The 23,793-nt window shown below is 69.2% G+C and carries 25 protein-coding genes; 3 read left to right on the top strand and 22 right to left on the bottom strand.

Annotated elements, in window-relative coordinates:
* Positions 1–15 precede the first annotated feature (15 nt).
* From ASF88_RS07025 to ASF88_RS06945, 17 genes are all read right to left on the bottom strand, one after another.
* On the bottom strand, positions 16–738 hold the full coding sequence (locus tag ASF88_RS07025; RefSeq protein WP_055915866.1) for a DsbA family protein: 723 nt from the start codon (positions 736–738) through the stop codon (positions 16–18).
* Entirely contained in the window at positions 735–1,157 is a 423-nt protein-coding gene (gene nusB / locus ASF88_RS07020; protein WP_055915864.1) for a transcription antitermination factor NusB, read from the bottom strand. The genes ASF88_RS07025 and nusB overlap by 4 nt, the downstream gene beginning before the upstream one ends.
* Entirely contained in the window at positions 1,157–1,720 is a 564-nt protein-coding gene (gene efp, locus ASF88_RS07015; protein ID WP_055915862.1) for an elongation factor P, read from the bottom strand. The genes nusB and efp overlap by 1 nt, the downstream gene beginning before the upstream one ends.
* 100 nt (positions 1,721–1,820) lie before the next feature.
* A complete protein-coding gene (locus ASF88_RS07010) occupies positions 1,821–2,258 on the bottom strand; it encodes a type II 3-dehydroquinate dehydratase (RefSeq protein WP_055916818.1) in 438 nt (145 codons plus the stop codon).
* Positions 2,259–2,263: 5 nt separating this feature from the next.
* Positions 2,264–2,653, bottom strand: a complete 390-nt coding sequence (locus ASF88_RS07005; protein WP_055915860.1) for a hypothetical protein — start codon at positions 2,651–2,653, stop codon at positions 2,264–2,266.
* Complete coding sequence (gene aroB / locus ASF88_RS07000) at positions 2,653–3,732, bottom strand: 3-dehydroquinate synthase (protein ID WP_055915858.1); 1,080 nt, start codon at positions 3,730–3,732, stop codon at positions 2,653–2,655. The genes ASF88_RS07005 and aroB overlap by 1 nt, the downstream gene beginning before the upstream one ends.
* Entirely contained in the window at positions 3,729–4,274 is a 546-nt protein-coding gene (locus tag ASF88_RS06995; RefSeq protein ID WP_055915856.1) for a shikimate kinase, read from the bottom strand. The genes aroB and ASF88_RS06995 overlap by 4 nt, the downstream gene beginning before the upstream one ends.
* Positions 4,275–4,280: 6 nt before the next feature.
* Positions 4,281–5,489, bottom strand: coding sequence for a chorismate synthase (aroC, locus tag ASF88_RS06990; RefSeq protein ID WP_055915853.1), 1,209 nt, complete (start codon positions 5,487–5,489; stop codon positions 4,281–4,283).
* A 41-nt stretch (positions 5,490–5,530) separates the two neighbouring features.
* Positions 5,531–6,034 (bottom strand): GNAT family N-acetyltransferase, encoded by a 504-nt coding sequence (locus ASF88_RS06985; protein WP_055915851.1) that lies wholly within the window; start codon positions 6,032–6,034, stop codon positions 5,531–5,533.
* 7 nt (positions 6,035–6,041) lie between these two features.
* A complete protein-coding gene (locus tag ASF88_RS06980; RefSeq protein ID WP_055915849.1) occupies positions 6,042–7,298 on the bottom strand; it encodes a shikimate dehydrogenase in 1,257 nt (418 codons plus the stop codon).
* Positions 7,291–8,808 (bottom strand): endolytic transglycosylase MltG, encoded by a 1,518-nt coding sequence (gene mltG / locus ASF88_RS06975; protein ID WP_055916815.1) that lies wholly within the window; start codon positions 8,806–8,808, stop codon positions 7,291–7,293. The genes ASF88_RS06980 and mltG overlap by 8 nt, the downstream gene beginning before the upstream one ends.
* 64 nt (positions 8,809–8,872) lie before the next feature.
* Positions 8,873–9,340, bottom strand: a complete 468-nt coding sequence (gene ruvX / locus ASF88_RS06970; RefSeq protein WP_200935237.1) for a Holliday junction resolvase RuvX — start codon at positions 9,338–9,340, stop codon at positions 8,873–8,875.
* A gap of 2 nt (positions 9,341–9,342) precedes the next feature.
* Entirely contained in the window at positions 9,343–12,000 is a 2,658-nt protein-coding gene (alaS, locus tag ASF88_RS06965) for an alanine--tRNA ligase (protein WP_055915847.1), read from the bottom strand.
* A 70-nt stretch (positions 12,001–12,070) separates the two neighbouring features.
* Positions 12,071–12,262 carry a hypothetical protein gene (locus ASF88_RS06960; protein ID WP_055915845.1) on the bottom strand — a complete coding sequence of 64 codons (192 nt, stop codon included), beginning with the start codon at positions 12,260–12,262 and terminating at the stop codon, positions 12,071–12,073.
* A 49-nt stretch (positions 12,263–12,311) separates the two neighbouring features.
* On the bottom strand, positions 12,312–12,689 hold the full coding sequence (locus tag ASF88_RS06955) for a DUF948 domain-containing protein (protein WP_055915843.1): 378 nt from the start codon (positions 12,687–12,689) through the stop codon (positions 12,312–12,314).
* 160 nt (positions 12,690–12,849) lie between these two features.
* Entirely contained in the window at positions 12,850–13,473 is a 624-nt protein-coding gene (gene rpsD, locus ASF88_RS06950) for a 30S ribosomal protein S4 (RefSeq protein WP_055915841.1), read from the bottom strand.
* A 196-nt stretch (positions 13,474–13,669) separates the two neighbouring features.
* Positions 13,670–15,010, bottom strand: coding sequence for a replication-associated recombination protein A (locus tag ASF88_RS06945; protein ID WP_082518786.1), 1,341 nt, complete (start codon positions 15,008–15,010; stop codon positions 13,670–13,672).
* Between the two features lie 142 nt (positions 15,011–15,152).
* On the opposite strand from ASF88_RS06945, the gene ASF88_RS06940 reads away from it, so the two are divergent.
* From ASF88_RS06940 to ASF88_RS06930, 3 genes are all read left to right on the top strand, one after another.
* Positions 15,153–15,923, top strand: a complete 771-nt coding sequence (locus tag ASF88_RS06940; RefSeq protein ID WP_055915839.1) for a peptidylprolyl isomerase — start codon at positions 15,153–15,155, stop codon at positions 15,921–15,923.
* 46 nt (positions 15,924–15,969) lie between these two features.
* Entirely contained in the window at positions 15,970–17,208 is a 1,239-nt protein-coding gene (locus tag ASF88_RS06935; RefSeq protein WP_442915018.1) for a DUF349 domain-containing protein, read from the top strand.
* Between the two features lie 109 nt (positions 17,209–17,317).
* Positions 17,318–17,926: a hypothetical protein gene (locus ASF88_RS06930; protein ID WP_055915834.1), complete on the top strand. Its 609-nt coding sequence runs from the start codon at positions 17,318–17,320 to the stop codon at positions 17,924–17,926.
* Here ASF88_RS06930 and ASF88_RS06925 read toward each other — a convergent pair.
* The 5 genes from ASF88_RS06925 to yajC all read right to left on the bottom strand — a co-directional run bounded on the left by ASF88_RS06925 (position 17,913) and on the right by yajC (position 23,763).
* A complete protein-coding gene (locus ASF88_RS06925; protein ID WP_055915832.1) occupies positions 17,913–20,162 on the bottom strand; it encodes a RelA/SpoT family protein in 2,250 nt (749 codons plus the stop codon). The two genes, ASF88_RS06930 and ASF88_RS06925, sit on opposite strands and share 14 nt — an antisense overlap.
* Positions 20,163–20,183: 21 nt before the next feature.
* The gene (locus tag ASF88_RS06920; RefSeq protein WP_055915829.1) at positions 20,184–20,525 is read right to left on the bottom strand and encodes a rhodanese-like domain-containing protein; all 342 of its coding nucleotides are present in this window, start codon (positions 20,523–20,525) and stop codon (positions 20,184–20,186) included.
* 9 nt (positions 20,526–20,534) lie between these two features.
* Positions 20,535–21,551, bottom strand: coding sequence for a protein translocase subunit SecF (gene secF, locus ASF88_RS06915; RefSeq protein WP_055915827.1), 1,017 nt, complete (start codon positions 21,549–21,551; stop codon positions 20,535–20,537).
* Positions 21,551–23,290 (bottom strand): protein translocase subunit SecD, encoded by a 1,740-nt coding sequence (gene secD / locus ASF88_RS06910; protein WP_055915825.1) that lies wholly within the window; start codon positions 23,288–23,290, stop codon positions 21,551–21,553. Before secD ends, secF begins: the two co-directional genes overlap by 1 nt.
* Before the next feature lie 65 nt (positions 23,291–23,355).
* On the bottom strand, positions 23,356–23,763 hold the full coding sequence (yajC, locus tag ASF88_RS06905; protein ID WP_055915823.1) for a preprotein translocase subunit YajC: 408 nt from the start codon (positions 23,761–23,763) through the stop codon (positions 23,356–23,358).
* Positions 23,764–23,793 lie beyond the last annotated feature (30 nt).

Raw genomic sequence — 23,793 nt, 5'->3', positions numbered from 1 at the left:
CAGGGTGTACGGAATCTACCGGCCCAGGAAGCTCGCGAACTCCTTCTCGTCGCTGATCGAGCCGGTGTACTGCTTGCCGTTCACGAGAACCGTCGGCGTGCCCTGGATGGTGTCGAGCACCTTCTTGCCGTCGACCTCGATCGGGCCGGACTGCGAGTGCGCAGTGTTCGCCTGCGCCCACGCCTGGTAGGGCCCGCTGCGGTCGATGCAACTGGAGATGTCAGCGATGCCGAGGTCCGTGGCGCGCTTGGCGAGCTCCGAGTCGGTCAGACCGTTGGAGTTCTCCTCCGGCTGGTCGGTGAAGAGCGCCTGATAGTAGTCGAGCACGTGATCGGGATCGTGCACCCCGACGCAGACGAGCGCCGCTGCCGCGCGGGTCGAGTAGCCGGTGCCGTTCGATGCGCGGTCGAGGAAGGTCAGCGGGTGCAGGCGGAGCGTGATGGACCCGTCCTTGACGGCGTTCGACAGCGTCGAGCCGTTGGTCTTCTCGAAGGCGCCGCACACCGGGCACATCGCGTCGAACCAGATGTCGACCTTCTTGGGGCCGGCACCCGCCGAGACGAAGCCGCCGTCGAAGTCGACAGCGGCGTCCGTGCCGGTCGGAGGCTTCGCGGTCGCGACCGGGACGTTCGAGTTGCCGCCGAGCAGCGAGCACGAGGCGACGCCCGCCGTCACCGCGACCGCGAGAACGGCCGCCGCGACGACCCGGGCGAACCTGCGGGAGGCCGGGGCCTTCATGCGCGCTGCGAGCGGTTCTGCGCGATCTTGGCCAGCAGGCCGTTCACGAACCCTGCGGAGTCGTCCGTCGACAACACGGTCGCCGCCTCCACGGCCTCCGAGATCGCGACACCGTCTGGCACCTCGTCGTTGAACAGCAGCTCCCACACGCCGATGCGCAGGATCGCTCGGTCGACGGCGGGCATGCGCGCGAGGGTCCAGCCCTGCGCGTACGTTTCGATCTGCTCGTCGATCTCGTCCTGGTGGTCGATCACGCCGTCGACGATCTCACGCGCGTACAGCCAGGAGGCCTCACGCGTCGGCTCGTTCGCGGCGCGCTCCGCCTCGGCGGCCAGAGCCTGCGGCAGGGTCAGCTGACGCAGGTCGGCGCTGAACAGCACGTCGAGCGCGCGCTTGCGCGCTTTGGTCCGGGCGCTCACTAGTCGTTGACGCGGCCGAGGTAGTCACCGCTACGGGTGTCGACCTTGACCTTCGTGCCGGTCTCGAGGAACAGCGGGACCTGGATCTGGTAGCCGGTCTCGACGGTCGCCGGCTTGGTGCCGCCGGTGGAGCGGTCGCCCTGGAGGCCCGGCTCGGTGTAGGTGATCTCGAGCACGACGGAGGCCGGGAGCTCGACGTAGAGGGGCGAGCCCTCGTGCAGCGCGACGGTGACGTTCTGGTTCTCGAGCATGAAGTTGGCGGCGTCGCCGACGACCGGGCCCGGGATGGTGATCTGGTCGTAGTCGCTGGTGTCCATGAACACGAAGTCGGCGCCGTCCTGATACAGGTACTGGTAGTCGCGACGGTCGACGTTGGTGATCTCGATCTTGGCGCCGGCGTTGTAGGTGCGGTCGACGGTCTTGCCCGTGGTGACGTTCTTCAGCTTCGTGCGGACGAACGCTCCACCCTTGCCCGGCTTGACGTGCTGGAACTCGATGACGCTCCAGAGCTGTCCGTCGATGTTGAGGACGATGCCGTTCTTGATGTCAGCGGTCGATGCCATGCGCGAGTTCCATTTCGGTTTGCGGAAGATTCGGGTGGATGCGGCGCTCGGCGCCCTCCACGGAGGGCTCGGCGTACGGAGCCCCACAAGATTCTAGACGTCAGCGCGCGTTTCGGCGAATAAACGCCAGAGCCAGGCGGTACGACTCGAACCCGAGCCCGGCGACCACGCCGGTCGACACCGCACTGATGACGCTCGTGTGCCGGAACTCCTCGCGCGCGTGCGGGTTCGACAGGTGGACCTCGATCACCGTGCCGCCCGCCTTCGTCACGAGCGAGACCGCGTCGCGCAGCGCGTACGAGTAGTGCGTCCAGGCGCCGGCGTTGAGGATCACCGGCGTGGCGCTGTCGGCGGCCTCGTGCAGCCAGCCCAGCAGCTCGCCCTCGGTGTCGGTCTGGCGTAGGTCGACCTCCAGCTCTGGTGCGTCCTCCTGGAGCAGCGCGCGGAGGTCGTCGAGCGTGCCCGCGCCGTAGATGTCGGGCTCGCGCGTGCCGAGGCGACCGAGATTGGGGCCGTTGAGGACGAGGACGGATGCCATGCCGATCACCCTATCGATGCTTCGCCGTCGGCGAGTGGACGGACGCGCACGGCCGACCACACGTCGTCCACCGCGACGTTGCTGATCGCGCGCCAGCCGAACGGGCCGGCCTCCCGGATGATGGTGTCGCGGTTGACGTCGGCGCGGCCTCCTTTCGGGTACAGGAACCAGACGGCGCGGGCTCCCGCCAGCACCGGGAGCTCCGTGCCGAACTGTGTCACGAGCTCGTCACGCGTGCGGACGAAGGTGACGGAGACCGCGGCCTCCGCCGGCGCGACCTCGACGATGCCGCTCGGCATGTCGCCGAGCACCGCACGCTCCTCCGCACCGGCCCCGACGAGGCTCAGCGCGTCGCCGGACTTGATGAGGAGCTTCTCCACGATCGTCCTGGGCATCAGGAGCCGATCTCCTGGTAGGCGGCGAAGAGGAGGCTCTGGTCGGGCCCGGCGAGGACCGTCGGCCGCGCAAGGTCGTCGAGCACGATGAACCGCAGCAGGCTCCCCCGCGCCTTCTTGTCGCGCTGCATCGTCGCCAGCAGGGTCTGCCAGCGGCCGGCCGGGTACGTCGTCGGCAGCGTGAGCGACTCGAGGATCCGGCGGTGCCGGTCGACGACCTCGTCGCTCAGGCGGCCGCTCAGACGCGCGAGCTCTGCGGCGAAGACCATCCCGACCGACACGGCAGCTCCGTGCCGCCACTGGTAGCGCTCGGCGTGCTCGATGGCGTGTCCGAGCGTGTGCCCGTAGTTGAGGATCTCGCGGAGGCCCTGCTCGGTGAAGTCTTCGCCGACCACGCGCGCCTTGATCCCGATCGACAGCTCCACCAGGCGGCGGAACTCCGGCGACTCGGGGTCGGTGGCGACATCCACGTCGCGCTCGATGATGTCCAGGATCTCCGGCTCGGCGATGAAGCCGTACTTGACGATCTCCGCGAAGCCGGCGAGCAGTTCGTTGCGCCCGAGGGAGGTCAGTGTGTCGAGATCGCAGACCACCGCGGCCGGGGCGTAGAACGCGCCGACGAGGTTCTTGCCCTCCGCGGTGTTGATGCCGGTCTTGCCGCCCACGGCGGCGTCCACCATGCCGAGCACCGTGGTCGGGACCTGGATCAGACGGACCCCGCGCAACCACGTGGCGGCGACGAATCCCGCCAGGTCGGTCACGGCGCCGCCGCCGAAGCCGATCACGGCGTCGGAGCGTGTGAAGTCGGCCTGGCCCATGATGCCCCAGAGGAAGGACGCGACCTCGACGCGCTTGGCCGCCTCCGCATCGGGTACCTCGGCCAGCAGCACCTCGTACTGCCCGATGAGCGACTCGCGCACCTCCGCGGCCGCGGCGCCGAGGGTCGGCGGGTGGACGACGAGCACCTTGTTCACGCCGGAGCCGAGGTGCGACGCGAGTCCGAAGCGCAGTCCCCGCCCGACGACGACCGGGTACTGGTTCGTGCCGGCGACGAGGATCTCGGTGGGCTGGTCGGTCATGGCTCTCCTTGTTCGGTGCTCTGCTGGTCTTCGGTGCTCTGCGCGTTTTCGGTGCCCTGCGCGTCTCCCACCCAGCGCGCGATCTCCTCCACGATGGCGTCCATCGGTCGTGAGGAGGTGTCGGCGGTGTAGTCCGCGAGCGACTCGTAGAGCGGGGTGCGCGCCTCGACCAGCCGCTTCCACGACTCGAGATCGGTCACCAGAGGGCGCTTGCTGTTGGCGATGCGCGCGGCGATGGCGTCGGGCCGCACCGTCAGGAGGACGACGCGCGTCGCGGCGAGGTCGGCCTGCGTGTCGGGATCGAGGACCGCGCCGCCACCGAGCGAGACGATGCCGGGACGCGCGACCGCGTCGGCCACGGCGGCGCGCTCCAGGGCGCGGAAGTACGGCTCACCGTGCTCGGCGAAGATCTCGGAGATCGCACCGTGCTCGGCGACCACGACGGCATCGGTGTCCACGAACGGGAGGCCGAGCCGCCGGGCCAGGCGCTTGCCCAGGCGCGTCTTGCCCGCCGCCGGTGGGCCGATCAGGACGATCGTCACGGTCGTTCAGGCGTAGGGCGCGCTGACGCGCTCCGTCGCCAGGTTCTCCGGGATGGCGTCGAGGTAGCCGCGCAGATTGCGGGCGGTCTCGGTCACCGAGTCGCCGCCGAACTTCTCCAGAACGGCGTTGGCCAGCACCAGGGCGACCATGGCCTCCGCCACGACACCCGCGGCCGGCACGGCACAGACGTCGGAGCGCTGGTGGTGCGCCGGGGCGGCCTCGCTGGTCGCGATGTCGATCGTGCGCAGCGCGTGCGGAACCGTGGCAATCGGCTTCATGCCCGCGCGGACGCGCAGTACGCCGCCCGTGCTCATGCCGCCCTCCGTGCCGCCGGCTCGGTCGCTGGTGCGGATGATGGTGCCGTCCTCCGCGACGAGCTCGTCGTGCGCCTGCGACCCGCGACGCGTCGTCGTGAGGAAGCCGTCGCCGACCTCCACGCCCTTGATCGCCTGGATGCCCATGAGCGCGGCTGCGAGCTGGCTGTCGAGCCGGCGGTCCCAGTGCACGTGCGAGCCGAGCCCCGGCGGGAGGCCGTAGGCCAGCACCTCGACGACGCCGCCGAGGGTGTCGCCGTCCTTGTGCGCGTCGTCGACCTCCGCCACCATCCGCTCGGAGGTCACGGGGTCGAAGCAGCGCAGCGGGTCGGCGTCGAGCGTCGCGACGTCGGCGGGGGTCGGGAGCGGGGCGTCCTCCGGAACGCGCACCGGCCCGATCGAGAGCGTGTGGCTGACCAGCGTGATGCCGAGCTCGGCGAGGAACGAGCGCGCGACGGCGCCGAGCGCGACGCGCGCAGCGGTCTCCCGGGCGCTGGCGCGCTCCAGGACCGGACGCGCCTCGTCGAAGCCGTACTTCTGCATGCCCACCAGGTCGGCGTGGCCCGGACGCGGACGCGTCAGCGCGGCGCCGCGGCCGGTCGCCAGTTTCTCGGGGTCCACCGGCTCCGCGCTCATCACGTCGACCCACTTGGGCCATTCGGTGTTGCCGATCCGGAGGGCGATGGGGCTGCCGAGGCTCAGGCCGTGGCGCACGCCTCCCGAGATGTCGAGGGCGTCCTGCTCGAACTTCATGCGCGCACCGCGCCCATAGCCGAGCTTTCGGCGGGCGAGATCGGCGCGGACCGCGTCCAGCGAGACGGGCACCCCTGCGGGGAGGCCCTCCAGGACGGCGATGAGTTCGGGGCCGTGGGATTCCCCGGCCGTGAGCCAACGAAGCATGCCTCAAGTCTGGCACAGCGGCGAAGGCCCGCCTCGCGCCGTTACGCGCCGACCGGCCGGCTCGCGGCAGTGAAGAGGTCGGTGTGCTCGACGAACGCGTGCAGCAGCCGGCAGTCCTCCGAGGTGAACCCGTGACGCTCGTAGACCGGGACTGCACGCGGGCTGGAGTGCACGGTGACGCGTTCGAGTCCGAGCTCGGCGGCGCGCGCCAGCACGGCGTCGATGAGTCGGCCGCCGATACCGTCGTCACGCCGGTCGGGGACGACGTACGCGCACTGGAGGTCACCGGAGGCGCGCTCGAACAGCCGTGCGCTCGGCACCCGGTCGACGATGGCGAGCCAGGCCATGCCCAGCACACGATCGCCTTCGACCGCGACGAAGCACTCGTGGGAGCGTCGGCCGGCGGCCCAGGCGGCGAAGCGGGCCGCGAAGGACTCCCGGGTGTCCTCCGGCGCTCCTCCGAACTCCCGGTTGGAGTCCCACCGCAGACCGCCCACGGCGATCCACTCGGCGGGACGCGCTGGTCGGACCTCCACCACGGCCACGGAGCGGCTACTCGGCCTCGGCCGCGTCGGAGCCGTCACCGAGCGGCGAGCCGTCCGCGGCGATGCCCACCGCCGTGCGCATGGCGTCGAGGACCTCGTCCTCGTCCGGGAGCGGCTGCAGCGGGTCGCCCGAGACGAAGATCCGCACCTGGAGGAGCGCCTGATGGGCCAGCATCGCCAGCCCGGAGACGACCGTGCCGCCGACGAGCTGCCAGGAGCGGCCGAGCGAGCTGGGCCACGGGTCGTAGGCGACATCGAGGAGCACAGCCCTGCGGCGGGTCGAGTCGGTGTAGACCGCGGCCGTGGAGGTACCGCCCGGCAGCGTGCTGATCACGAGTTCGGGCACCTCGAGCGAACGATCGGCCTGCGCGAACGACCGGATCCGGACCATCAGGCCGAGATCGTGGGCGAGCGGCTCCAGCCACAGGCTCTTCTGGAGGTCGCGCACGTGCACATCGACGCGTTCCGCCCCGAGCTCGGCCGCGGCGACGAGAGCGGACGCGGCCGTCGCTCCCCCGCCGAGCACGTGCACGTACCGGGCGCTGTGGAGGCCGGCAGCACCGAGCGCACGCACGATACCCGCGACGTCGGTGTTGAACCCGTCGATCGTGTCGCCGTCGAGCAGGACGGTGTTCGCGACGCCGGTCTGCTCCGCGACCCGGTCGACGGAGCTCAGCAGCGGGACGACGGTCTGTTTGAGCGGCATCGTGAGCGAGAGACCCCGCCACTCCGGCCCCAGCCCGTCGAGGAAGGCCGCCAGGCCGTCCTCCGCGACGTCGACGGGCTCGTACGACCACGGCAGACCGAGCGCTTCGTACGCCGCGCGATGCAGGGCCGGCGACTTCGAGTGGCCGATCGGCGAGCCCAGCACGGCCAGGCGCCGTGCGGGCTCGGTGACCGTGACGGACTCGTCGCCCGCCTCCGCCACGTCCTCAGCGCCGACCTCGTCGTCTGTGTCGAGCACGTCCTCTGCGTCGACCCCGTCGCCTGTGTCGAGCACGTCCTCTGCGTCGACCCCGTCGTCTGCGTCGACCTCGTCGCCGTCCAGCGGCTCTTCGCTGTCCGCCGCCGCTTCAGCCTCCGCGATCGCGGCCTCCTCGGCCTCCGCCTCGCGCTCAGCCTCGACCAGAGCCGCGATCTCAGCCTCCGCCGAGGCTTCCGATACGCCGTCCTCGACCGAGACGTCCTCGACGGGAGGCTTCGGAGCCGGCTTCCGGCTCTCCGCGCCTCCGCGCTTCGCCGGAGTCTGGGGTTCCTCACTCATAGCCGGGGTTGTCCTTCATCCATTGCTGCCACTTCGCGACCGCCGCATCGTGCTCCGCGACCGTCGTCGAGAAGATCGTCTCGCCGGTCTTCAGGTTCCAGGTCACGAAGAACATCCACGGGCCGTCGGCCGGATGGACGACCGCGTTGATCGCCAGATCGCCCGGGTTCGAGATCGGTCCGACCGGAAGTCCGGGGTGCACATACGTGTTGTAAGGATTCGCGGCATTCGCGCGCTCGGCGTCCGTCGTCTCCACCCGCTGCGTGTTGCCCGTGCCGTACGCGACCGTGGCGTCCGACTGCAGGTCCCAGCCCTGCGCGAGCCGGTTGAGGAACACGCGCGCGACCTTGGGGTAGTCGTCCTTGAGGCCGGCCTCGCGCTGCACGATCGACGCCAGCACGACGGTGTTCCACCGATCGGCCGGAGCGACGCCCGCCGCGTCCAGCGACTGGAAGGACCGGTCGACCATGGTCTTGATCACGTCGTGGGCCGTCGCACCGGGAGGGAAGGTGTACGTCGCGGGGAACAGGAAGCCCTCGAGAGTCGTCGCCTGCGCCGGGAGGCCGTACTCGGCCGGGTTCGCCGCCGCCTGCTGGAGCTCGGCCAGCGGGATCTTGGTCGCCTCGGACACCGTCTGCAGGGCGTCCTTCTCGGCCGTCCCTTCGGGGATGACCGCGGTGTTCTGCATGCGGTTCGCGGGATCCTGCAGCGCGGTGAGAGCCGCCTGGGCGCTCATGCCCTTGGCCAGCTTGAACACGCCGGGTTGGAACTCGACCTCGGGGTGCTGGCGGAGCAGCAGCTGATAGAAGGCGTCGTAGCTCTTCGTGACGCCGGCCTTCTGGAGGTTGGTCGCGATCGAGCCTCCGGTGTCGCCCGACTTGATCGTGAACACGACCTGGCCGGTGCCCGAGCCCGTGTAGTCGTTGTCGACCGGCGACAGCGCGGTGATGAGCTTGGCGACTTGCGGCTGGAACGCTGCGTACGCGCCTCCCGCCAGGCCGCCGAGGACCGCGATGATGACGACCGTGATGACGAATGGCTTGACCCAGCGCCGCTTGCGCTTGGAAGGCTTCTCATGCGAGACGTAGTTCTGCTGCCGCCAGGCCAACGGATGCTGCGGGTCTCCCCCTCCGACCTCGCCCCGATCGTCCGAGAGCGGCGAGAAGATCGCGTGCACCGGGTTGTCGAACCGCCCGTGGTCGCCTGCCGCCGTGCCGTGCGTCGCCTCGTGGCGCGCCGAGGCGGCGACAGTCTCGCGATCGGACGCAGCGGCGCCGTTGTCGGCGTCGACCGCGATCGGACCGGTCACAACCGAGTCGAAGTCCAGCCCGGCGAGGGTCTGCTGCTGGGAGGGGGTCTCTGCGGGAGGCGGGGTCCAGGGCCCGGGCGTGCGGGGGTTGCGCTCGTCGGCGGGCGCTGCCGCAGGATCGGAGGCGTGGGAGGACGGCGGTTGCTGGGCGGCACGGGCCTCCTGCGCTTCCCTGGCCTCCCGCGCCTCGCGGCGGGTCATCGGCTGCCGGTTCACGGCGGGGAAAGCGGGTGGCTCCGGCTTCTCCTGCGGGTTCTGCGACAAACTAGGGTCCAATGCTCGGTTCGACGGGACGGCCCGGCGGACGGCCTGAAGCGCGCTCCGCGTCGAGGGCGTGCTGCAAAATTATCGTGGCGGCCACCTGATCCACCACCGGACGCGCGCTTTTCGAATTCTTGCCCGACGCTCGGAGTGCCGAGTGCGCCGAAACGGTCGAGAGCCGCTCGTCAACCAGTCGCACGGGCACCTCGACCTCGGCTTCGAGCGCTTCCGCGAACGAGACGGCATCCGCCGTCGACGCGGTCTGCGCGCCCGAGAGCGCCAGGGGTAACCCGACGATAATCTCGAAAACTCCGAGTTCGGTCACAATCGCGGCGATCCTGCGACGATCCGCAGCGTCTTCGGAGCGCGCGACGGTCTCCACCGGGGTCGCCAGCATCCCATGCGGGTCGGATCGGCTCACACCGATCCTGACCTTGCCGACATCGATGCCGAGCCGCACTCCGGTCCGCACGCTCAGCCGATCGCCGCGACCACTGCCGAGAGCGCTGCGGGGATCGCCTCGGCGTCCGTGCCGCCGCCCTGCGCGAGATCCGCCTTGCCGCCGCCACCGCCGCCGAGGATCCCGGCCGCGGTCTTGGCGAGCGCACCCGCGTTCACGCCGGCGTCGCGCGCGGCCTGGTTGGTCGCCACGATGACCACCGGCTTGCCCGCGGCACGGGCCGCGAGCGCGACGGTCGAAGGGTCGGAACCCAGCCGCTCGCGCACGGTCGTCACCAGGAGCCGCAGATCGTCGGCCGAGTTCAGCGTGCCCGCGTCCTCCGCGACCACGGTGACGGCGCCGCGACGCGTCGACGACTCCAGCAGCGACGGGACCTTGTCGAGCACGGCGCGCGCTTCGAACGCCTGGATGCGCTTCTCCGCGGCCTTGAGGCTCGCCATCAGGTCGGCGATCTTCTCGGGGAGCTGCTCGCGCGGAGTCTTGAGCGAGCCCGACAGCTGGGAGACGATCGTGCGCTCGACCGCGAGATCCTGGAAGGCCTCCAGGCCCACCAGGGACTCCACCCGGCGGTTGGTCGAGCCGACCGACGACTCGCTGACCAAGTTGATCATCCCGATCTCCGCGCTGGTGGACACGTGCGTGCCCGCACAGAGTTCGCGCGACCACGGTCCGCCGATGTCGACGACGCGCACGACATCGCCGTACTTCTCGCCGAAGAGGGCCATGGCGCCGAGCGCCTTCGCCTCCGCCAGCGGGAGCTCACGCGTCGTGACCTGGAGGTTGTCGCGGATCGCGTTGTTCGAGATCTCCTCGATCTCGCTGCGCGTCTCGGGAGACAGCGCCTGGTTCCAGGAGAAGTCGAGGCGGAGGTATCCGGCCTTGTTGAACGATCCCGACTGGTGCGCGTTCGGGCCGAGGACCTGGCGAAGCGCCGCGTGGATGATGTGCGTACCGGAGTGCGCCTGCGTCGCGCCGCGCCGGTACTGCGCGTCGACCAAGCTGGTCGCGGGCGCACCGACACCGACCTCGCCGCTGCGGACGAGGACCTTGTGGCTGATCAGGCCCTTGACCGGCTTCTGGACGTCGAGCACATCGAGTTCGTAGCCCGGGCCGACGATCGTGCCGGCGTCCGCGCTCTGGCCACCGGACTCCGCATAGAGGGAGGTCGCGCCGAGGATCACCTCGGCGACCTGGCCCTCGCGGGCGACGTTGACCGACTGACCGTCGACGATCAGGCCGAGCACGCTCGACTCGGTCTCGAGGTCGGTGTAGCCCGTGAACACGGTCTCGCCCTGCGCGCGGAACGTGCTGTAGACCGACAGGTCGGCGAGAGCGGTCTTCTTCGCCTTCGCATCGGCCTTGGCGCGGGCGCGCTGGTCGGCCATCAGGGTGTCGAACGCCGCGCGGTCGACGCTGAGCCCAGCCTCTTCCGCCATCTCAAGGGTCAAGTCGATCGGGAAGCCGTACGTGTCGTGGAGCAGGAACGCGGTGTCGCCGGCGAGCCGCTCGCTGCCGGACTTGCGCGTGTTCGCGACCGCCGTGTCGAGGATGCTGGTGCCCGCCGCGAGCGTGCGCAGGAAGGTCTCCTCCTCCGCGTAGGCGAGCTGCGACGTGCGCGCGAACTCGGCCTCCACCTCGGGGTACGCCGCCTTCATGGCGTCGCGCGAGGCCGGGAAGAGCTCGGGGAACGTCGCCGTCTCCACACCCAGCAGGCGCATCGCGCGCACCGTGCGGCGCAGCAGCCGGCGCAACACGTAGCCGCGGCCCTCGTTCGACGGCGTCACACCGTCGGTCATCAGCATGAGGGCGCTGCGCACGTGGTCGGCGACCACGCGCAGCCGCACGTCGTCCTCGTGGGCCTCGTTACCGTACGGCTTGCCGGCGAGTTCCGCCGCGCGGTCGAGGACCGGTCGCACCTGGTCGATCTCGTACATGTTGTCGACGCCCTGCTTGATGAACGCGACGCGCTCGAGACCGAGCCCGGTGTCGATGTTCTTCTTGGGCAGGTCGCCGAGGATATCGAAGTCTTTCTTGCCCGTTCCCTCGCCACGGAGGTACTGCATGAAGACGAGGTTCCAGATCTCGACGTACCGGTCGTCGTCCGTCGCGGGGCCGCCGTCGATGCCGTAGGCGGGGCCGCGGTCGAAGAAGATCTCGGAGCACGGGCCGGCCGGGCCGGGCTGGCCGGTCGACCAGTAGTTGGTGTCCTTGCCGAGTCCCTGGATGCGCTCGGCGGGGAGGCCTGCGACGCGGCTCCAGATCTCGCGGGCCTCGTCGTCCTCCTCGTAGACGGTGACCCACAGGTCCTTCGGGTCGAAGCCGAGGCCGCCCTCGTCCTCCGAGGAGGTGAGGAGCTCCCAGGCGAACGTGATCGCCTGCTCCTTGAAGTAGTCGCCGAAGGAGAAGTTGCCGCACATCTGGAAGAACGTTCCGTGCCGCGGGGTCTTGCCGACCTCCTCGATGTCCAGCGTGCGGATGCACTTCTGGACGCTCGTGGCGCGCGGGAAGGGCGCCGGGACCACACCGGTCAGATACGGCACGAACGGCACCATCCCGGCCACCGTGAACAGCAGAGACGGGTCGTCGCTGACGAGCGAGGCGGACGGGACGACGGTGTGACCGCGCGTGGCGAAGAAGTCGAGCCAGCGGCGGTGGATTTCAGCAGTCTGCATGGGTTCCGGTCATTCGAGATGGTGCGAGCGTCAGTCGAGGTGGTGCGAAGAGGCGAGGCGGTGGACGGGTTCAGTCGCCGTCGATGGCCGAGCGGATCTCGGCCTCGCGCTGGCGGTAGCCGTCCGAGACGGCTTCCCCGAAGTCGCGCGCCTTCTTGTCGAGCGTGCCGAAGAACTCGCGACCCTTGGGGGTCTCGTTGACCTTGTGGGCGACGACGAAGCCGACGGCGACGCCGATCAGGAGCCACAGGAAACTCTTCATTGCAGGATCTTCCCTCCCTGGATTCGTGCGTGAGCGCACTCGCGCAAGTCTAGTCCGCCTTACGGCGGGAACGGCCGGTCGCGCCGGGCACCCGGAAGGCCGCGCGGACGGCCGCGCTGAAGCCCGCCAGCTTGATCAGCGGCCCTCCCACCGTGGCGGCGAAGAGCGCGACGAGCGCGGACACGTTGCCGGTGACATCGGCCACGTTCTTGGTGATGAGGTCGACCTTCGCGAGCTGCTTGTTGGTCTCCTGAAGGGTCGTCGCCGTCTCGTCCAGGATGGGCGTGATGCCGTCGCTGGCCTCCTTGATGGCGTCGCGCGTGGAGTCGAGGACGCGGCCCAGCTTGAGCAATGGGACCGCGATGAACCCGACCAGCACGGCGAAGACCCCCGCCGCGATCAGACCAGCGATGTCGCCTCCGGACATGTCGGCTCCCTCCATTCCGAGACGGGCATACGTCACAGCGTAACGGGAATGGGGCCGTGCGGAACCCTGAGCGTCGCGAGATCGCCGGGAAATGCGGAACGGGGCCGTGGCCGGAGCCACGACCCCGTTCGCGGGAGTCTCTGTCGAGAGTGCGCCTGCCTCAGCGGGCGGCGTAGTACTCGACGACCAGCTGGACCTCGCAGGTGACCGGGACCTCGACGCGCTTCGGGCGACGCACGAGGCGGGCCTGGAGCTTGTCGATCTCGACCTCGAGGTAGCCCGGAACCTTCGGCAGGACGTCGACGTGACCGCCGGCGGCTGCGACCTGGAAGGGCTCGGTGCCCTCGGAGCGGGCCTTGACGTGGATGAGCTGACCCGGCTTCACGCGGAACGACGGGCGGTCCACGATCTTGCCGTCGACCAGGATGTGGCGGTGCACCACGAACTGGCGGGCCTGGGAGATGGTGCGGGCGAAGCCGGCGCGGAGCACCAGGGCGTCGAGACGCATCTCGAGGAGCTCGACCAGGTTCTCACCGGTCAGGCCGCCGGTACGGCGGGCCTCTTCGAACGCGATGCGGATCTGCTTCTCGCGGATGCCGTACTGGGCGCGCAGACGCTGCTTCTCGCGCAGACGAACGGCGTAGTCGGAGTCGGCCTTGCGCTTGGTGCGGCCGTGCTCACCCGGGGCGTACGGGCGCTTCTCCATGTAGCGGGCCGCCTTCGGGGTCAGGGCGATGCCCAGGGCGCGCGACTCGCGGGTCTTGCTGCGGGAACGTGAAGACACGGTTTCCTTTCGGTTTTCTCTCTACGAATGTTGGTCGCAGGGCGCACAGGGGCGCACTGCGCAGGGTTTTTCACCTGCAAGAGAGAGGGATTCACGCCAGGGACACCCGGCTACAGGGCTCTTCCCGTCGAAAGCGTGTGTCAGGCAGCCGCACCCTCGACACGCTTCTAGGCCCGTCGATTCTAGCAGATCGCCGTCAGCGTCCGCGCACGATGCGGCGCAGCTTCGCGAGCCGGGCGGCGACGTCGCGCTCGTTGCCGTGCTCGGTCGGTGCGTAGTAGGTCGTGTCGCGCAACTCGTCGGGGAGGTACTGCTGCTCCAGCACGCCGAGGGCGTCGTCGTGCGGGTACTTGTAGCCCTTGCCGTGGCCGAGCCGCTTGGCGCCCGGATAGTGCGCGTCGCGCAGGTGCTTGGGCACCCTCCCGATCTTTCCGGCGCGCACGTCGGCGATCGCGGCGTCGAGGGCCATGTACGCCGCGTTCGACTTCGGGGCCGTGGCGAGGTGCACGACAGCCTGAGCGAGTGGGATCCGCCCCTCGGGCATCCCGATGTACTGCACGGCGTCGGCGGCGGCGATCGCGACGACGAGGGCCTGCGGATCGGCCATCCCGATGTCTTCGGAGGCGGAGACGATGATTCTGCGGGCGATGAATCGGGGGTCCTCCCCCGCCTCGATCATGCGGGCGAGGTAATGCAGGGCGGCGTCGACGTCGGAGCCGCGCACCGATTTGATGAAGGCGCTGATGACGTCGTAGTGCTCGTCGCCGTTGCGGTCGTAGCGCAGCAGCGCGCGGTCGACCGCCTGGGCCACCAGCTCCGCGGTGATCACCGGCTTCTTCTTGGAGGTCGCGGGAGTCGCCGACGCGGCGGAGACCGACGCAGCCTCCAACGCCGTGAGCGCGCGGCGCGCATCGCCCGAAGCGAGCCGGATGAGCGCCGCCCGCGCCTCGTCTTCGAGCGCATACTGACCACCGAGGCCGCGGTCGTCGGCGACCGCCCTGTCGATCACGACGCCGAGGTCGTCGTCGCTGAGCGTCTCGAGGGTGAGCAGGAGGGAGCGCGAGAGCAGCGGCGAGATGACAGAGAAGGAGGGGTTCTCGGTCGTCGCGGCGACGAGGATGACCCAGCCGTTCTCGACGCCCGGGAGCAGGGCGTCCTGCTGCGCCTTGGTGAACCGGTGGATCTCGTCGAGGAACACGACGGTCGAGACGCCGTACAGGTCGCGCGTGGAGAGCGCCTCGTCCATGACCAGCCGGACGTCTTTCACTCCGGCGGTGACGGCCGAGAGCTCGACGAACCGACGCCCCGACGAATGCGCGATGGCCTGGGCCAGAGTGGTCTTGCCCGTGCCGGGAGGCCCCCAGAGGATGACCGAGACCGAGCCGCTCTGCCCGTCTTTGTCGCTCGCGAGCGCGACGAGCGGGGAACCCGGGCGCAGCAGGTGACGTTGACCGGCGACCTCGTCGAGCGATTTCGGCCGCATGCGCACGGCGAGAGGCGTCGCTCCCGTCCGGAGCCCAGGTTGCACGTCGACCACCCGTCAAGATTAGTCGCAGCCACTGACATCCCCGTCGGCGGTTCGGGTTTGGGTGCTCATAGCCGCGACGGATAGGGTTCGTGCAGCATTCCATCCCGCTCGATGGACATCCCCCGCTCGACGGCGCCCCCGGAGGACAGACGTGGCACCCAGCAAGCAGAACGACCGCGAAGCACGGCAGGCTCGCGAGCGCCTGCGCGCCTACCAGGCGCGCCAGACCGTGCACGAGCAGAAGGTCAAGCGCCGCACGCGCGACAACTGGATCGGCGGCATCGCGGTCATCGTCATCGTCGCCCTGGCGATCGGCACCCAGCTCCTCTTCTTCGCCAAGCCGTCGGCGACAAGCGCCTCCGCCTCGCCGTCTCCGTCCGCATCGTCGGCGGCCGGCGTCCCGTCGAAGTCGATCGCCGAAGGGCGCACCTGGACGGGCGACCTCACGATCAACGGGATCAAGCTCGGCGTCTCGCTCGATGGAGCCGCGGCTCCGCAGGCCGTCTCGTCGACCATCTCGCTGGCCCAGAAGAAGTTCTACGACGGGCTCAGCTGCCACCGCCTCACCAACGGCGGTTTCTACGTGCTGCAATGCGGCGACCCGAAGGGCGACGGCACGGGCGGCCCCGGCTACTCGTACGGCCCGATCGAGAACGCGCCGAAGGACGACAAGTACCCCGCGGGCACGCTCGCGATGGCGCGTCAGAGCGGTAACGCGAGCAGCCAGGGCAGCCAGTTCTTCATCGTGTACAAGGACACCACCATCCCCTCGGACTCGGCGGGCGGCTACACGGTCATCGGGAAGATCACGAGCGGGCTCGACACGCTCGTCGCCGACGTCGCCGACAAGGGCGTCCAGGGCGGGGGCACGGACGGCAAGCCCGCCGTGACGACGAAGATCGACAGCTTCACGCTGCAGTGATCCTGCGTGTGCAATAGGCTGATTCCCAACGTGGCACGCAAGCAAGGTGAGGCTCTTGGCTACTTCTGAACAGCACCCCTGGGGTCGCGTCGACGAGACCGGCACCGTGTACGTCCGTGAGGGCGACGGCGAACGAGCCGTCGGCGAGTACCCGGACGGCACTCCGGAGGAGGCGATCGCCTACTTCGAGCGCAAGTACACCGACCTCGCCGGCCAGGTCGGCCTCCTCGAGCAGCGTGCACGCCGCGGCGCTCCCGCCGCCGACGTCGCCAAGTCGGTGGCGAACCTCCGCACGGCGGTCGAGGGCGCGAACGCCGTCGGCGACCTCCCGTCGCTGCTCGTGCGCCTGGATGCTCTCGGCGGCACGGTCGAAGAGCTCACCGAGCAGCAGAGCGCCGAGGCCAAGGCGGCCCTCGAGCAGGCCATCGCCGACCGCACCGCGATCGTCGAACAGGCCGAGGCCCTCGCCGCTCAAGACCCCGCGCGCACGCAGTGGAAGCAGACCACCGCCGAGCTCGACGCCCTGTTCGCCAGTTGGCAGGCCCACCAGCACGACGGCCCCCGTCTGCCCAAGAACGAGGCCAACGAGCTCTGGAAGCGATTCCGCGCGGCGCGCTCGACGATCGAGCACAACCGCAAGGCCTTCTTCGCCGAGCTGGACAACCAGCACCGCGACGTCCGCTCCCGAAAGAACGCGCTCATCGAGCAGGCGGAGCGCCTGGTGCCGCTCGGCGCCGACGGCGTGCCGGAGTACCGCCGGCTGCTCGACCAGTGGAAGCTCGCCGGTCGCGCAGGCAAGAAGAACGACGACGCCCTCTGGGCGCGCTTCAAGGCCGCGGGCGACGCGATCTACGGGGCGAAGGCGGAGGTCGACGCGCGCGACAACGAGGAGTACCAGGCCAACCTCGAGCTCAAGCTCGCGCTGCTCGACGAGGCGGAGCCCCTCCTCCACGAGAAGGACCGCGAGACCGCCCGCACGAAGCTCATCTCGATCCAGGAGCGCTGGGATGCGATCGGCCGCGTGCCGCGCGAGCAGGTCCGCCCGATCGAGGACCGTCTGCGCAAGGTCGAGGCCGCCGTGCGTCGACTCGACGAGGAGCACTGGGAGCGCAACAATCCCGAGAAGAAGGCCCGCTCCGAGGGCCTCGCGAGCCAGCTCAACGCGGCGATCGCGAAGCTGGAGCAGGAGCTCGAGGACGCCAAGGCCAGCGGCGACTCCGCCAAGGTGAAAGAGGCCCAGGAGGCGCTCGACGCCCGCAAGATCTGGCTCGACGCGCTCGGCTGAGCCCGCCCTCCACAGCGGGGGCGTCCTCCACAGCCGTGCTCACGGGCGAAGTCTCCACGGGTTCGCCGATCCCGCCCAGTAGCGGCCGCCCGCAGACCAGGCTGGAGGCATGACCACAGCATGCCCACTCCTGATCGACCGCAGTGTCCTCCCGCTCGCCGAGCTCTTCGCCCTGGTGCTCGACGGTCAGCTCTATCGCGTCGGTGACGGGTTCGCGACGCCGGACACACCTGACACACCGGAGCTGCGCGCGCACGCGTTCGGCATGCTGCGCCCCGGCCGGCTGGTCGCCGACCGGGGCACCGCCGCCTGGATCCACGGCACGCGCGCCACTCCTCCGGCCCGGCCGCAGGTGTGCATCGAACGCGCGAGTCGCGGCCGGGTGCCGATCGGGTTCGACGCGCACCAACACGCACTCGCCGCCGGTGACACGATCGAGCTCGCCGGAGCCCGGCTGACAGCGCCGCTGCGCACAGCTCTCGACCTCGTGCTCACGAGCCCGGGATTCGACGCACCGGACGCCCTCGAGGTGCGGCACCTCCTCGTGATCGCCGGGGCATCGCCCGGCGATCTCCGGGGTCGGATCGCCTGCACGCGACGACGCGGAAGCGCCCGTGCGGTCCTCCGCCTGGCGCTGGTCGAGCGAACGGAGCTGCCCGCGCCGTTGGAGCACGCGGAGCCGCCCGAACCGGCGGGGACGCGGCTCAGCCGCCGCTGACCCGGTACACGTCGTAGACGCCGTCGATCCGCCGCACCGCGTTCAGCACGCGGTCGAGGTGGGTGGTGTCGCCCATCTCGAACACGAATCGGCTCAGCGCGAGCCGGTCGCTCGAGGTGGTGACCGTCGCCGAGAGGATGTTGACATGGTGCTCGGAGAGCACGCGGGTGACGTCGGAGAGCAGACCGGAGCGGTCGAGGGCCTCGACCTGGATCTGCACGAGGAAGACGCTCTTCGAGCTGGGCGCCCACTCCACGTCGATCATGCGGTCGGGCTCCTGCAGCAGCGACTGCACGTTGTGGCAGTTGGCCTGGTGCACCGAGACGCCCTGTCCGCGAGTCACGAACCCGACGATCGGGTCGCCGGGAACCGGCGTGCAGCACTTCGCGAGCTTGACGAGGATGTCGGGAGCACCGCGCACGAGCACGCCGGAGTCGCTGTTGCGCAGCTGCTTGGCGCGACCCTTGACCGGGATCTCCAGCTCGCCGTCGGACTCGACCTCGCTCTGCAGCGATGCGACGATCTTCTCGATCACGGACTGCGTCGAGATGTGTCCTTCGCCGACAGATGCGTACAGCGACGAGACGTCCGGGTGCTTGAGCGACGAAGCGACCTCCACCAGGGCGTCCTGCGTCATCAGCTTCTGCAGCGGGAGGTTCTGCTTGCGCATCGCGCGCGCGATCGCGTCCTTGCCCTGCTCGATGGCCTCGTCGCGGCGCTCCTTGGTGAACCACTGGCGGATCTTGTTGCGCGCTCGCGGGCTCTTGACGAAGTTCAACCAGTCTTGGCTCGGCCCGGAGTCGGGGTTCTTCGATGTGAAGATCTCGACGACGTCGCCGGTCGAGAGCGCGCTCTCCAGGGGCACCAGCCGCCCGTTCACCTTGGCGCCCATCGTGCGGTGCCCGACCTCGGTGTGCACGGCGTAGGCGAAGTCGACCGGGGTGGCGCCGGCGGGAAGACCGATCACGCGGCCCTTCGGCGTGAAGACGTAGACCTCTTTCGCACCGATCTCGAACCGCAGCGAGTCGAGGAACTCCGACGGGTCCGCCGTCTCGGCCTGCCAGTCGGAGATGTGCGCGAGCCACGCCAGATCGGTGTCGACCTTGCCCGGGCCTCCGGTGCTCTTGCCTGTGGTCTGCTCCTTGTACTTCCAGTGCGCGGCGACACCGAACTCGGCGCGCTGGTGCATCTCCTCCGTACGGATCTGGATCTCGACAGGGCGGCCCTGGGGGCCGATCACGGTCGTGTGCAGCGACTGGTAGAGATTGAACTTCGGGGTGGCGATGTAGTCCTTGAAGCGGCCCGGCATCGGCGTCCACCGGGCGTGGATCGAGCCGAGCACCGCGTAGCAGTCGCGCACGGTGTTGACGAGCACGCGGATGCCGACCAGGTCGTAGATGTCGTCGAACTCGCGTCCGCGCACGACCATCTTCTGGTAGATCGAGTAGTACTGCTTGGGCCGGCCGACCACCTTGCCGCGGATCTTCGCGGTCTTCAGGTCGTCGTTGATGGCGTCGATCACCTGCTGCACCAGACGTTCCCGCTCCGGAGTCCGCTGCTTCACCAGGCTCTCGATCTCGGCGTAGAGCTTGGGGTACAGCACCGCGAACGAGAGGTCTTCGAGCTCCCACTTGATCGTCTGGATGCCGAGACGATGCGCCAGCGGAGCGTAGATCTCGAGGGTCTCCGTCGCCTTCCGCGTGGCGTTGGCGGCCGGGACGAATCCCCAGGTGCGCGCGTTGTGCAGGCGGTCGGCGAGCTTGATGATCAGCACGCGGATGTCCTTCGACATCGCCACGATCATCTTGCGGACGGTCTCGGCCTGCGCGCTGTCGCCGTACTTGACCTTGTCGAGCTTGGTGACGCCGTCGACGAGCATCGCGATCTCGTCGCCGAACTGGTCGCGCAGCTCGTCGAGGGTGTAGCTGGTGTCCTCCACCGTGTCGTGGAGCAGCGCCGCCGCGATGGTCTTGGCGCCGATCCCGAGATCGGCGATGATCTGAGCGACCGCCACCGGATGGGTGATGTACGGCTCGCCCGACCGCCGCTTCTGTCCGTCGTGCGCACGTTCGGCGACGGCGTACGCGCGCTCGATGAGCGAGAGATCGGCCTTGGGGTGGTGCATGCGCACCGTGCGGATGAGGGTGTCGACCGCGCCGGCGGGCTGGGCGCGGGAGAAGATGCGCGGAACGAGGCGGCGCAGCGAAGCGGACTGCGGTGTCGATGTGTCAACCATGTGCGCGCCTCCTCTCGTCCATTATGGCCGGTGGTCCGGCCCGGACAGCGCGCCCCCGGAAGCCTGCCAGGCAAGCATCCCGCCGGTGACGTTCGCGGCCGCATAGTTCGCCTGCAGCAGCGCGTCCGTCACCATCCGCGACCGGGCGCCGCTGTGGCAGATCACCAGGATCTGAGCGTCGTCCGGAAGCTCATGCTGCCGGTACCCGAGTTCGCCGAGCGGGATGTGGTGGGCCTCCGGCGCATGACCGGCCTCCCACTCGTCCACCTCTCGGACATCGAGCAGCCACGCCGCTCCGGAGTCGATGAGCTCGCGCGCACGCGTGGCGCTCACTTCGTCGTCCGACAGGTAGAAACCGCTCACTCGTCCCCGCTATTCCGCCGAGACCGGCTCGACAGCGGCGACGGTGGCCTTGGGACGGAGCGAGCGGACCTTCTGGTCGTGCTTCTTGATCGCCGCCTCGCCCTCACGGAACTGCGAGTACATCGGGGCAGCGAGGAAGATCGTCGAGTACGTGCCCACGATGATGCCGATGAGCAGCGCGAGCGAGATGTCGCGCAGCGTCGCCGCACCGAACGCGTAGGCGCCGATGAAGAGGATCGATGCGACCGGCAGCACCGCGACGACCGCGGTGTTGATCGAGCGGACCAGCGTCTGGTTGACCGCGAGGTTGACGGCCTCCGGGAAGGTCCTCCGTGTGAGCTCCAGCTCCTCCTTGGTGTTCTCGCGGATCTTGTCGAACACCACAACGGTGTCGTAGAGCGAGTAGCCGAGGATGGTCAGGAAGCCGATCATCGTCGCCGGCGAGATCTCGAAACCGACGAGGGCGTAGATGCCGGCCGTGACGATGAGGTCGTGGAACAGCGAGACGATGGCCGACGCCGACATCTTCCACGTTCGGAAGTACAGCGCCATCGCGATGAAGGCGAGGAGGAGGAAGACGATCAGACCCTGAATGGTCTGCTGCGTCACATCCGCGCCCCACGACGGGCCGATGAAGGTCGACGAGACCTCGGACGAGGAGACGCCGTACGTCTTCGCGAGCGCGTCGCCGACGGCCTTGGTCTGGCTCTCCGAGAGCTGATCGGTCTGCACCTGGATGGCGTTGCTGCCGACGACGCTCACGTGCGAGACGGCGTTGGGGACCACGCTCTGCACGGCGCCCTGCGCCTTCGACGTATCGGTGCTCTGCACATCGCTGATCAGGAACTGCGACCCGCCGCGGAACTCGATCGAGAAGTTGAACCCGCCCTTGACGACCGGGACCAGGATCGAGAGCGCGACCATGACGATCGCGATGGAGTACCAGATCTTGCGCTTGCCGACGAAGTCGAACGAACGGGCACCGGTGTAGAGGTCGTTTCCGAACTTGGTGAGACGGCTGGCCATCAGTTGTCCTTCCCCTCGGACGAGCGATCCGACGACGAGGAGGTCGAGGCGGAGGCGAGCTCCGCCGCCTTGCGCTCGGCGATCGTCTGGCGGCGAGCGGCCTCGCCGCTGCTGCGCGCGGCCTTGCCGGCCGGGACCGAGGCCGGCGCCGGAGTACGGAAGCGGGCCGCGCCACGGTACACCGCACCGAGAGCGTCGGGGTCGAGTCCCGACAGCGGGTGGCCGCTGCTGAAGAAGCGGGTCTTCGCGAGCAGCTGCAACGTCGGGTGGGTGAACAGCAGCACCACGATCACGTCGATGATCGTCGTGAGACCGAGGGTGAACGCGAAGCCGCGGACGTTCGCCGCCGCGAGCACGTAGAGCACGACGGCCGCGAGGAGGTTGGTGGCCTTGGACGCGTAGATCGTGCGTCGTGCGCGGCCCCAGCCGGCCTCCACAGCCGATTCGAGACTGCGCCCATCGCGCAGCTCGTCTCGTATTCGCTCGAAGTAGACGATGAAGGAGTCCGCGGTGAAACCGATGGCCACGATGAGGCCGGCGACGCCCGCGAGCGAGAGCCGGTAGTCGTAGTGCCACGACAGCAGCGAGATCGTCAGCCAGGTGAGCGCGCCGGCGACCACGAGCGAGAAGATCGTGACCAGACCGAGCAGGCGGTACTGGAAGAACGTGTAGATCGCGACGAGGATCAGACCGATCAGACCGGCTATCAGGCCGCTGATGAGCTGCGAGGTTCCGAGCGTCGCCGAGATGTTGTCCTGGCTCTGCACCTTGAAGCTGAAGGGCAGCGCGCCGAATTTCAGCTGGTCGGCGAGCGCCTTCGCGCTCTGCTCGGTGAAGTTGCCCGAGATCTGCGGCTTGCCGTCGGTGATGGCGGCCTGCGTGGTCGGAGCCGAGATCACGCGGCCGTCGAGGACGATCGCGAACTGGTTCTGCGCACCCTGGAGGCCGATGAGACGGGTCGTGACGTCGGCGAACTGCTTGGTACCGGTGCTGTCGAAGACGATGTTGACGGCCCACTGGCCCGTCGTCACGCCTTGCGAGCTCTGCATGATGGCGGCGCTCGCGTCGGAGATGTTCTGACCCTTGACCTCGACCGGTCCGAGCAGGTACTTGACCGTGTTGCCGTCGTCACAGGTGATCAGCGGCTTGTCGGTCGGAGCGGCGCTCAGGTCTTTGTTCTTGTTGGCGGAGCAGTCGTACGCATCGAACTGCGCCTGCAGCTCGGGCGTCACCCAGGCGAGGTCGCTGCCGTTCGTCGGCTTGGTCGAGGGGGTCGACTGGAGGCCGGGCGCGGGGCTCGGGGCCGGTGTCGACTTGCCGTCGGCGCCCACGACCTCGTTGGTCGGACCGCTGGTCTGCAGAACCGGGCGGAAGTCGAGGCGAGCACTCGCCTTGACACGGTCGAGCGTCTGCTGGTCCGGCTTGCCCGGAAGCGAAACGACGATGTTCCGCGATCCCTCGGTGGAGATCTGCGCCTCGGACACACCCGACGCGTCGATGCGCTGACGGATGATCGAGACCGCCTGGTCGAGCTGCTGCTGCTGCACCGTCTGACCGTTCTCGACCTGCGGGGCGAGGATGATCTGGGTGCCGCCCTCGAGGTCGAGCGCGAGCTTGGGCAGCCACGTCGCATTGCTGAACAGGACGCCGGCCGTGAGGGTCCCGAGAAGGACCACCACGATGACGCCGAGCCACGTCAGCGAACGCCAGGCTTTTTTGACCGGGGTCGACTTTGCCACCTAGGAACTCAGCTTTCTACGAGCGATCCGCGCACCCTCTCGGCGCGCGGAGCACAGGGATGCTATCAGTCGTCGCTCTTGGCGCCGGGCTTCTTCGGCGCGTCGTCGATCCGCTCGCCGAACTCCGGCTCCGACGGCTCGACCGTGATCGCGTGATCCTGGTTGAGCTCGGGGCCGGCGACCTCGGTGTCGTCGAGCTCCGGGGTCTTGGGCTCCACGACGCGGGCGAGCACCTGGCGGTGCACCTTCACGACGTGGCCGGGGCTGGTCTCGATGAGCGCGGTGTTGTCGTCGTCGTCGACGGACAGCAGAGTGCCGTAGAGCCCGAAGTTGGTCATGACCTCGGCGCCAGGCACCATCTTCGAACGCGTCTCCGCCTGCTCCTTCTGCCGCTTGCGGCTGTTGCGGAACATGAAGAACACGAGGGCCGCCAAAATGACGACCATCACAATGGTCAACGGATCAATGGGCATGAAGTCTGCCGAACCTTCCGGTTAAGTCAA

It is taken from the genome of Leifsonia sp. Leaf336 (genome assembly GCF_001423695.1).
GTDB lineage: Bacteria > Actinomycetota > Actinomycetes > Actinomycetales > Microbacteriaceae > Leifsonia.
The sequence above is the reverse complement of the archived record's forward strand: the minus strand, read 5'-3'. Positions and strand labels throughout refer to the sequence as shown.

Coding starts and splice junctions, on each gene's coding strand:
- aroB (WP_055915858.1), bottom strand. CDS start 3,732: ATGACCGACCAGCCCACCGAGATCCTCGTCGCCGGCACGAACCAGTAC.
- ASF88_RS06925 (WP_055915832.1), bottom strand. CDS start 20,162: ATGGTTGACACATCGACACCGCAGTCCGCTTCGCTGCGCCGCCTCGTT.
- ASF88_RS07005 (WP_055915860.1), bottom strand. CDS start 2,653: ATGCCCAGGACGATCGTGGAGAAGCTCCTCATCAAGTCCGGCGACGCG.
- ASF88_RS06980 (WP_055915849.1), bottom strand. CDS start 7,298: ATGAGTGAGGAACCCCAGACTCCGGCGAAGCGCGGAGGCGCGGAGAGC.
- ASF88_RS07010 (WP_055916818.1), bottom strand. CDS start 2,258: ATGGCATCCGTCCTCGTCCTCAACGGCCCCAATCTCGGTCGCCTCGGC.
- yajC (WP_055915823.1), bottom strand. CDS start 23,763: ATGCCCATTGATCCGTTGACCATTGTGATGGTCGTCATTTTGGCGGCC.
- ASF88_RS06955 (WP_055915843.1), bottom strand. CDS start 12,689: ATGTCCGGAGGCGACATCGCTGGTCTGATCGCGGCGGGGGTCTTCGCC.
- alaS (WP_055915847.1), bottom strand. CDS start 12,000: ATGCAGACTGCTGAAATCCACCGCCGCTGGCTCGACTTCTTCGCCACG.
- ASF88_RS07025 (WP_055915866.1), bottom strand. CDS start 738: ATGAAGGCCCCGGCCTCCCGCAGGTTCGCCCGGGTCGTCGCGGCGGCC.
- mltG (WP_055916815.1), bottom strand. CDS start 8,808: ATGACCCGCCGCGAGGCGCGGGAGGCCAGGGAAGCGCAGGAGGCCCGT.
- secF (WP_055915827.1), bottom strand. CDS start 21,551: ATGGCCAGCCGTCTCACCAAGTTCGGAAACGACCTCTACACCGGTGCC.
- aroC (WP_055915853.1), bottom strand. CDS start 5,489: ATGCTTCGTTGGCTCACGGCCGGGGAATCCCACGGCCCCGAACTCATC.
- ASF88_RS06930 (WP_055915834.1), top strand. CDS start 17,318: ATGACCACAGCATGCCCACTCCTGATCGACCGCAGTGTCCTCCCGCTC.
- ASF88_RS06960 (WP_055915845.1), bottom strand. CDS start 12,262: ATGAAGAGTTTCCTGTGGCTCCTGATCGGCGTCGCCGTCGGCTTCGTC.
- efp (WP_055915862.1), bottom strand. CDS start 1,720: ATGGCATCGACCGCTGACATCAAGAACGGCATCGTCCTCAACATCGAC.